The organism is Arthrobacter sp. P1_A5 (assembly GCF_056406825.1).
In genome coordinates, this window is record NZ_JBFTZL010000165.1 from 1 (window position 1) to 8147 (window position 8147).

General features: G+C 67.2%; 6 protein-coding genes. 2 read left to right on the forward strand and 4 right to left on the reverse strand.

What is annotated here, in order from left to right; translation table 11 throughout:
* Positions 1-926 (reverse strand): dephospho-CoA kinase (gene coaE, locus AC1D1S_RS17020; RefSeq protein WP_476994997.1); only part of this gene is annotated, 926 nt, incomplete at its 3' end.
* 22 nt (positions 927-948) lie between these two features.
* Here coaE and AC1D1S_RS17025 point away from each other — a divergent pair.
* Both AC1D1S_RS17025 and AC1D1S_RS17030 read left to right on the forward strand, forming a co-directional pair.
* Positions 949-1650, forward strand: a complete 702-nt coding sequence (locus AC1D1S_RS17025) for an IMPACT family protein (RefSeq protein ID WP_476994998.1) — start codon at positions 949-951, stop codon at positions 1648-1650.
* A gap of 4 nt (positions 1651-1654) precedes the next feature.
* The gene (locus tag AC1D1S_RS17030) at positions 1655-2326 is read left to right on the forward strand and encodes a GNAT family N-acetyltransferase (RefSeq protein WP_476994999.1); all 672 of its coding nucleotides are present in this window, start codon (positions 1655-1657) and stop codon (positions 2324-2326) included.
* Between the two features lie 661 nt (positions 2327-2987).
* On the opposite strand, the gene rpsA is transcribed toward AC1D1S_RS17030, so the two are convergent.
* From rpsA to polA, 3 genes are all read right to left on the reverse strand, one after another.
* Entirely contained in the window at positions 2988-4463 is a 1476-nt protein-coding gene (gene rpsA, locus AC1D1S_RS17035) for a 30S ribosomal protein S1 (RefSeq protein WP_476995000.1), read from the reverse strand.
* Positions 4464-4701: 238 nt separating this feature from the next.
* Complete coding sequence (locus AC1D1S_RS17040; RefSeq protein WP_476945100.1) at positions 4702-5988, reverse strand: GNAT family N-acetyltransferase; 1287 nt, start codon at positions 5986-5988, stop codon at positions 4702-4704.
* 120 nt (positions 5989-6108) lie between these two features.
* Positions 6109-8147 (reverse strand): DNA polymerase I (polA, locus tag AC1D1S_RS17045; RefSeq protein ID WP_476995001.1); only part of this gene is annotated, 2039 nt, incomplete at its 5' end.

The following is an 8147-nucleotide window of genomic DNA, read 5'->3' on the forward strand; positions in this document are numbered from 1 at the left end:
CTCTTGCCCCAGTCAGCAGGGTCCGGGTGCGAGGGCTTCGGGTTGTCGGCGATGATGCCGGGCCAGCGCGGGAATCCTGCGTCGGCCAACAGCGGCGCGATCCGGTCCGCGGCGTCGAGGTCCCGGACGCTGAGTTGGAGGTCGATCACATCTTTGGCGTCGAGGCCTGGGACGGCCGTGGACCCGAGGTGGTCGAGGGCCAGGACATCCTGCGGGACCGCTGCCCGCAGCCGGGCGATCAGCCGGGCGGCCTGCGCTGCCCAGGCCGGATCGGCCGGGGCGAGGACCGGCCCCGCCGTCCGCGGGGCGATCCTTTGCTCCTTGAGGTTCAGTGCGAACGGCCTCAGCCGCTCCTCCCACACCGCGTCGACCGTGTGCCGGAGGTCCTCCGGGGTGCCCGAGTTGTCCAGCACGACGTCCGCGGCGGCCAGCCGGTCCTCGCGGCCCGCCTGGGCTGCCATCCGGGCGCGCGCCTCGTCGGCGGTCATGTTGCGGTGTTCGGCCATGCGGCGGACCCGGACGTCGTCGGGGGCATCCACCACGACCACCAGATGGAAGTTCTTCCCTTGCCCGGTTTCGACCAGGAGCGGGATGTCCTGGACCACGACGGCGCCGGCCGGGGCGGCGGCGACCATCGCCGCGGCGCGCTCCCGCACCAAGGGGTGGACGATGCCGTTCAGCACGGCCAGGCGCTCCGGATCACCGAAGACCAGGGCACCGAGCCGGGCCCGGTCCAGCCGGCCTTCCGGGGTCAGGACGGCAGCACCGAAGGTCTCCACCACACTGGCCAGCCCGGGCGTACCAGGTTCCACGACCTCCCGGGCCAACGCGTCGGCGTCGACAAGCACTGCTCCAAGGTCGCGCAGGCGCGCGGCAACCATGGACTTCCCTGAGGCGATTCCGCCGGTCAACCCGATCTTCAACACCTCACCAGACTAAACTGAACCGGTGGCAGATGCGGCGGAATCCCCCGAGAGCAGGACGGCCGTCTACACCACCCTTGCCGCAGGGCCCGGGTTTCGGCACGAAATCGAGGTCAAGCGGTCCCGTTTCATCACCGTGCTGGCCCGCACGGCGGACGAGGCCGCCGCCCCGGCCGTCCTGGGCAGCTTGCGCCGGGAATTCCATGACGCCCGGCATCACTGCTTCGCCTTCGTGCTCGGCCCCGACCGGGACATCCAGCGGTCCAACGACGACGGCGAGCCGTCCGGCACCGCGGGCATCCCCATGCTCGAGGCGCTGCTGAAGCGGGAGACCGCACCCGGCGTCGCCGATCTCAGCGACGTCGCCGTCGTCGTCGTGCGCTATTTCGGCGGCATTCTCCTGGGTGCCGGCGGCCTGGTGCGGGCCTATTCCGAATCGGTGTCCGGAGCGCTGGACCTCGCTCCCCTCGTCCGGCGCCGCCGGCTGCGCATTTGCTCTGTGCCCGTACAGCACGCCGTGGCCGGGCGGCTCGAGAACGATCTGCGCGCCGCGGGGTATGTCATGGCCGAAACCCGTTACGAGGCGCAGACTACTGTCCTGAGGCTGGCGCTGCCGGATGATCCGGAAGAACTGGCCCGGGCCGCGGACCGCGTGGCTGCCATGTCGGCCGGCAGCGCGTCGCTGCTGCCCGGAGAAACGGAGTGGATCGATGTGCCCATCAGCTGAGCCCGTGCCCGCGGTCGCGCTGCTTGACGTCAGCGAGGACGTGCTCGAACAGCTCCTGGAACTTGCGCTCCGGGACGCCGACGCCGACGAGGTCACCCCGCCGCTGGGCACGACCGCCGGCTGGAACACCGACCGGATCAGCTGGTTCCGCGAATTCCACCGCGCCGCCGCAGCCGGCCTGGACGGTCCCGCGGGGCAGAAGACGTGGGCCATCAGCTGCGACGGGCAGATAGCAGGGTCCGTGCGCCTCAGGCGGATGGACCCTGAGCCGGCGGCAGCGGATGAGGGCTGGGCCGGTGGTGGCGCCGGGGCTGTTGGTGGCGCCGGGGCTGTTGGTGCCGCCGGGGCTGGGCCAGGTGGCGGCGGGGCTGTTGCGTGGGGTGGCGGCTACGCCGGGCCGAGTGATCGCGCCGAAGCTGGTGCAGGTGGCGGCCGGGCGCTGGAAACCGGCATCTGGCTCGCCCGGAGCTTCCGCGGCCGGGGTGTGGGCCGCGAGGCGCTGCGCCTCGTAAAGGCTCGCGCCGCGTCGGCCGGGGCAGCCGTCCTGGTGGCCGAGACGACGGCCGGCAACGTGGGAGCCCTCGCGTTACTGAAGTACGCGGGCGCCGAACTGGTGACCGGTGCCGCCTCGCAGACGCATACGGTGCCGGTCATAGCGAAGATCCCGCTGCGCTGACGGCATGGCATCCGGGGCCGGTTCCGGGCTCCCTCCCACCACTGGACATGCCCTCCGTCGTCAGCGCCTGGCTGCCGTCACGGAGCCTACATTCCATGGCGCGGCCCAGTGCCTGTCCTGACAAGCAGGAAGCGCGTGCAACGGCAGCCCGGTGCCCAGGGCCAGGAATGGGCATGTCCGGCGGCCAACGCACGATGCGGGCACCCGGCGCTGGACATGTCCCGCGCCCAGGGCCAGGACTGGGCCGAATCCGCAAATGTCCACGGCCCGGCTCGAAAAACGGGCATGTCCCCGGAGGGAGGGCTTCAAAAGTGGGCATGTCCCCGGAGGGAGGGCTTCAATAATGGGCATGTCCGGTGGTCCGGGCAACCGCGGCTCATGTCCGGCGCCAGGGCATGGCGGGCCTCCCCGCACTGGACATGTCCCGCGAACGGGGCCAGGACTGGGCACAATCCACAAATGTCCACGGCCCGGCTCTAAGAATGGGCATGTCCCCCGGAGGGAGGGCTTCAAGAATGGACATGTCCCCGGAGGGAAGGCTTCAAAAATGGGCATGTCCCCCCGGGGCACAAAGAAAGGTGGCCGCCCCCAAGGGGACGGCCACCTTCAAGCTACAAACTGCCTGGCCTCAGGGAGTGGACTCCTTGAGGATCACGGGCAATTAGTTGCCGGTCAGCTTCTCGCGCAGAGCGGCAAGAGCCTCGTCCGAAGCAAGCGTGCCTGCACCGGTCTCGGCTGCAGCCGGCTCGGAGGAGTAGCTGGTGGTGCCGGAATCGCTCTCGCCGGACGTTGCAGCTGCAGCGTCGTCGGCAGCGTGCTGGGCAACCTGCTTCTTGTGTGCTTCCCAGCGGGTCTGGGCGTCAGCGTACTGCTGCTCCCAGGCTGCGCGCTGGTTCTCGTAGCCTTCAAGCCACTCGTTGGACTCCGGGTCGAAGCCCTCCGGGTACTTGTAGTTGCCCTCTTCGTCGTACTCTGCGGCCATGYCGTAGAGAGCCGGATCGAATTCGGTGCTGTCGGCGTCGACACCCTCGTTGGCCTGCTTGAGGGAGAGCGAGATGCGGCGGCGCTCGAGGTCGATGTCGATGACCTTGACGAACAGCTCGTCACCAACGGAGACAACCTGCTCGGCCAGCTCAACGTGGCGCACGGCGAGCTCGGAGATGTGGACCAGGCCTTCGATGCCGTCTTCAACGCGAACGAACGCGCCGAACGGAACGAGCTTGGTGACCTTACCCGGAACAACCTGGCCGAGGGCGTGGGTGCGGGCGAAGGTCTGCCACGGATCTTCCTGCGTTGCCTTGAGCGACAGGGAGACGCGCTCGCGGTCCAGGTCGACCTCGAGAACCTCGACGGTGACTTCCTGGCCAACTTCGACGACCTCGGACGGGTGGTCGATGTGCTTCCAGGACAGCTCGGAAACGTGAACCAGGCCGTCTACGCCGCCCAGGTCCACGAAGGCACCGAAGTTGACGATGGAGGAAACGACGCCGGGACGGACCTGGCCCTTTTCCAGCTTGTTGAGGAACGTGGAGCGGACCTCGGACTGGGTCTGCTCGAGCCATGCACGGCGGGACAGCACAACGTTGTTGCGGTTCTTGTCCAGCTCGATGATCTTGGCTTCGATCTGCTGACCGATGTACGGAGCGAGGTCGCGCACACGGCGCATCTCGACGAGGGATGCGGGCAGGAAGCCGCGCAGACCGATGTCGAGGATAAGACCACCCTTGACAACCTCGATGACGGTACCGGTGACAACACCGTCTTCTTCCTTGACCTTCTCGATGTCGCCCCAGGCACGCTCGTACTGAGCACGCTTCTTGGAGAGGATCRGGCGGCCTTCTTTGTCTTCCTTGGTGAGCACCAGGGCTTCGACCTGATCGCCAACGGAGACGACGTCTCCGGGGTCAACGTCGTGCTTGATGGAAAGCTCGCGGGAGGGAATGACACCTTCGGTCTTGTAACCGATGTCGAGCAGGACTTCGTCGCGGTCGACCTTGACGACGGTACCTTCGACGAGGTCTCCGTCGTTGAAGTACTTGATGGTGGCGTCGACAGCTGCGAGGAAGTCCTCAGCGGTACCGATGTCGTTAATGGCGACTACGGGGGTACCGGGCTTCTCGGTGGAGGTGATGGTCATGTAGTAGGGGCTCCGTTGTGGATAGTGAGTCGGTCAGGCAAACCGCTTCGCCGGCATTATGGAATGCAGGCCAAGAGCACGGCGTCACAGCAAGCGTTCCGCCGGGTCATCCTGATTTTGTGGATTGTAGATGCGCGCACGTAGTACGCGCCTGTTTAGTCTAGTCGTTTACGCGAACGCCGGTCAAAGCGCACGGGGCCGTCCGTGTCGCCCTCGGCGCCGGAATCGGACCTGAGGCCTAGAAGTGCGTGAGGCAGTGCGGTGAACGTTCGACGGCGAACATGAGCCGCGCTGTCAGCGCCGCCCCGGCCGTGTGCTCGGTGATCCGGCCGGCAGCTTTCAGGGTCACCGGACAAACGGCGCCCAGATAGATGGAGCCGAGGTCCGCGACATCAAGGGACAGGTCCGGCGCAGCCTCCGGAGCAGGCCTCACCGTGGCCTCTCCCCCGCAGACCGTGAGCGCGAAGGTGCCGGCCGCGAAGCCGAGACTGTCCCTGACCGCGAGAACGACCGTCCCGTCGGCTGAATACCGCCGGGCCCCCAGCACCCGGGCCGGGTCCAGGACCCGCAGCCACAGCATGTCGCGGTGGTCCGATGCCTCGACGCATCGCGGGTCCTCAAGCGCCCAGGTCAGGGGGTCGTCCACCGGTGCATCCTGCCAGCTGATCCGGTCCACGAGGTCGATGCTGCCCAGGAACTGCCAGAGTTCCAGGTAGGCGGCGTCATTCGCGGCCACGAGGTCCACGACCTCCATGGTGTACGGCTTGGCGTCCCACCCGGCGAACTTGTAGGACACGTAGCCGTCCACGGTTCCGGCGGCGTCGTAGTGCAGGGCGCAGCGGATTGCCTCGTCCTCGCTGCCGTCCCGGCCGAGCATGCCCGCGGACCGCAGCCGGTACGCTTCCTGCCGCGAAATCGATCCGGGCATGGACGCGTGGACCTGGCCAAAAACCTTGGGTGCCAGTTCCAGCAGGACCTTGCGGTCCGCAATCTCCACGGAGCCGGCGGGCGCATGGCGCAGCCGGAAGCGCGGCCCGGTGTCGACCTTGATGCTGCGCTCGAAGGTGGCCACGCCGTAACCGAACCGGCCATAGATCGAGGCTTCCGAGGCGGTCAGTGCCGCCAGCGCGACGCCGTCCGCCTTCGCCGCGGCGAGGTCCTCGGTCATCATCCGCCGCAGCAGCCCCTGCCGGCGGTGGGTCCCGCGCACGGTGACGGCCGTGACCAGCTGGGCTTCGAGCTGACGGCCGTAGCCGATGTTCAGGTCCTTGCGCAGGGTGGCGAAGGTCGCCACCGGGACGTCGGCCGCCAGCGAGTGGGCCGCGACGCCGTCGGCCTGGTAAACGCCGGTCATTTCACGGTTGTCCACGAGATACATGGCCATGATCTTGTCCACGAAGTCGTCTTTGCGCGGCTCCTCGTAGAAGCCGATCCCGACCCCGCTCAGCCACGCCGTGCCTTGCGCGTAGTCCGCCTCGTCCTTCGCGACCGCGCGGAACCGCTTGAGCTCGTACTTATCTGCCACGTACTTTCTCCCCCTGAGAATCTCGGGTCCCGGCCTAGCCGGAACGAAAACTGCCGGACCGAAAACTGCCGGACCGAATAATACTTGCCGGACCGAAACCTTGCCGATACCGGTCCAGAGTTAGTGCCCCGCCTCGTACCAGCTGGAGCCCATGCCGATCTGGACGTCCAGCGGAACGCTGAGGTCCGCGGCCGAGCCCATTTGCTCGGTCACCAGCTTCTCCACGGCCTCGCGCTCACCCGCGGCGACTTCGAGGACAAGTTCATCATGGACCTGCAGGAGCACGCGCGATTTCAGGCCCCGTGCCGCCAGTTCCGCGTGCACACCCAGCATGGCGCGCTTGATGATGTCAGCCGCCGATCCCTGGATGGGCGAGTTCAGCGCGATGCGCTCCGCATTCTCACGCAGCTGGCGGTCGGTGCTGGTCAGGTCCGGGAGGTAGCGCCGGCGCCCCTCGATGGTGGCGGTGTAGCCGTCGATCCGGGCCTGGTCCACCACGCCGCGGAGGTAGTCGCGGACGGCGCCGAACCGGTCAAAGTAGTCCTTCATGAGGGTCCGCGCCTCGTCAACGGAGATCTCCAGCTGCTTGGACAAACCGAACGAGGTCAGCCCGTACGCGAGGCCATAGGACATCGCCTTGACCTTGGACCGCATGGCGCTGGTCACCTCATCGGTGGGCACATGGAAGATGTTCGAGCCCACGAACCGGTGGAGGTCTTCGCCGTCCTTGTAGGCCTGGATCAGGCCGGCGTCGCCCGAGAGGTGCGCCATGATGCGCATTTCGATCTGAGAGTAGTCCGCGGAGAGCAGGCACTCGTAGCCCTCGCTGACCACAAAGATGCCACGGACGCGCCGGCCTTCCTCGCTGCGGATCGGGATGTTCTGCAGGTTGGGGTTGTTGGACGAGATCCGGCCCGTGGCTGCGACGTTCTGCGCGTACGTGGTGTGGATCCGACCGTCTTCCGTGACGGACTTCTTCAGCGACTCCAGCATCTGGCGCAGCTTCGACGACTCCCGGTGCGCCATGAGCTGGACCAGGAATTCGTGCCCGGTCTTTTCCAGCAGGTTTTTGAGTGACGCGGCGTCGGTGGTGTAGCCGGACTTGATTTTCTTGGTCTTCGGCAACTGGAGTTCGTCGAACAGCACGGTCTGGAGCTGCTTCGGCGAACCAAGGTTGACCTCGTGGCCGATCGCGGCGAACGCCAGCTCCTGGGCGTTGTCGATCACCTTGGCGAGATCCGACAGCTGCTCGTCCATGCGGGGCATGTCGATGGCGATTCCCGCGAGTTCCATATCGGCGAGGACGCGGCTGACGGGCAGTTCCAGCGTGGTGAGCAGGTCCTGGGCTTTGCGTTCCGTCAGTTCTGATTCGAAGAAGCGGCTCAGGGCCTGGACGACGGCGGCCACGTGGACCAGCGCGCCGGCGGTGGCGGCGTCGTCGCCGTCGAACGCCAGCTCAAGCTGGCCTGCCTTGGCCGCCTCGGTGGACACCGAGATGTTCAGGTGGTGCTGCGCCAGCTCGGCGAGTTCATAGCTGCGGCGGTCGGGCTGGATGAGGTAGCCGGAGATGGAGGTGTCATCCACCACGCCCTCCAGTTCCAATCCGCGGGCGTGGAGGGCCTTCAGGGCAGCCTTGAACCCGTGCATCACCTTGGGCGCCTGGGCGTCCCGCAGCCACGCCGCAAGGACATTTTCGGCGGCAGCGTCCTGGCTGGCCAGGTCGATATAGACGGCGGAGTCGTCGCGGACGATCGCCACCGCTGCGGCGTCCTCGCCGATCCGGCCGGGCACGAGATCGACCGCCACTGCGGAGCGCTTGCCGGCACCGGCCGCGAGGAACGCACTGAGCTCGGCTGCGTCGGACGGGACCACGAAACCGGGCGTTTCGAGGCTTTCCCGCTCGGCTTCGGCAACTTCACTGCCGTAGAGAGCAAAGAGCCGGGTCCGGATGGTCTTGAATTCCAGGGCGTCGAACAGCTCCTCGAGGGCGGCCTGGTCCGGCCGCGGGTCCGCGAGCTCGTCCAACGTAACTGGCAGGTCCAAGTCGGTGTGTAGCCTGTTGAGGCGCCGGTTGCGCTTGACGTCGTCAACGTATTCGCGCAGCGAGTCCCCCACCTTCCCGCCGATCGCGTCGACGTTCTCCAGGACCCCCTCCAGAC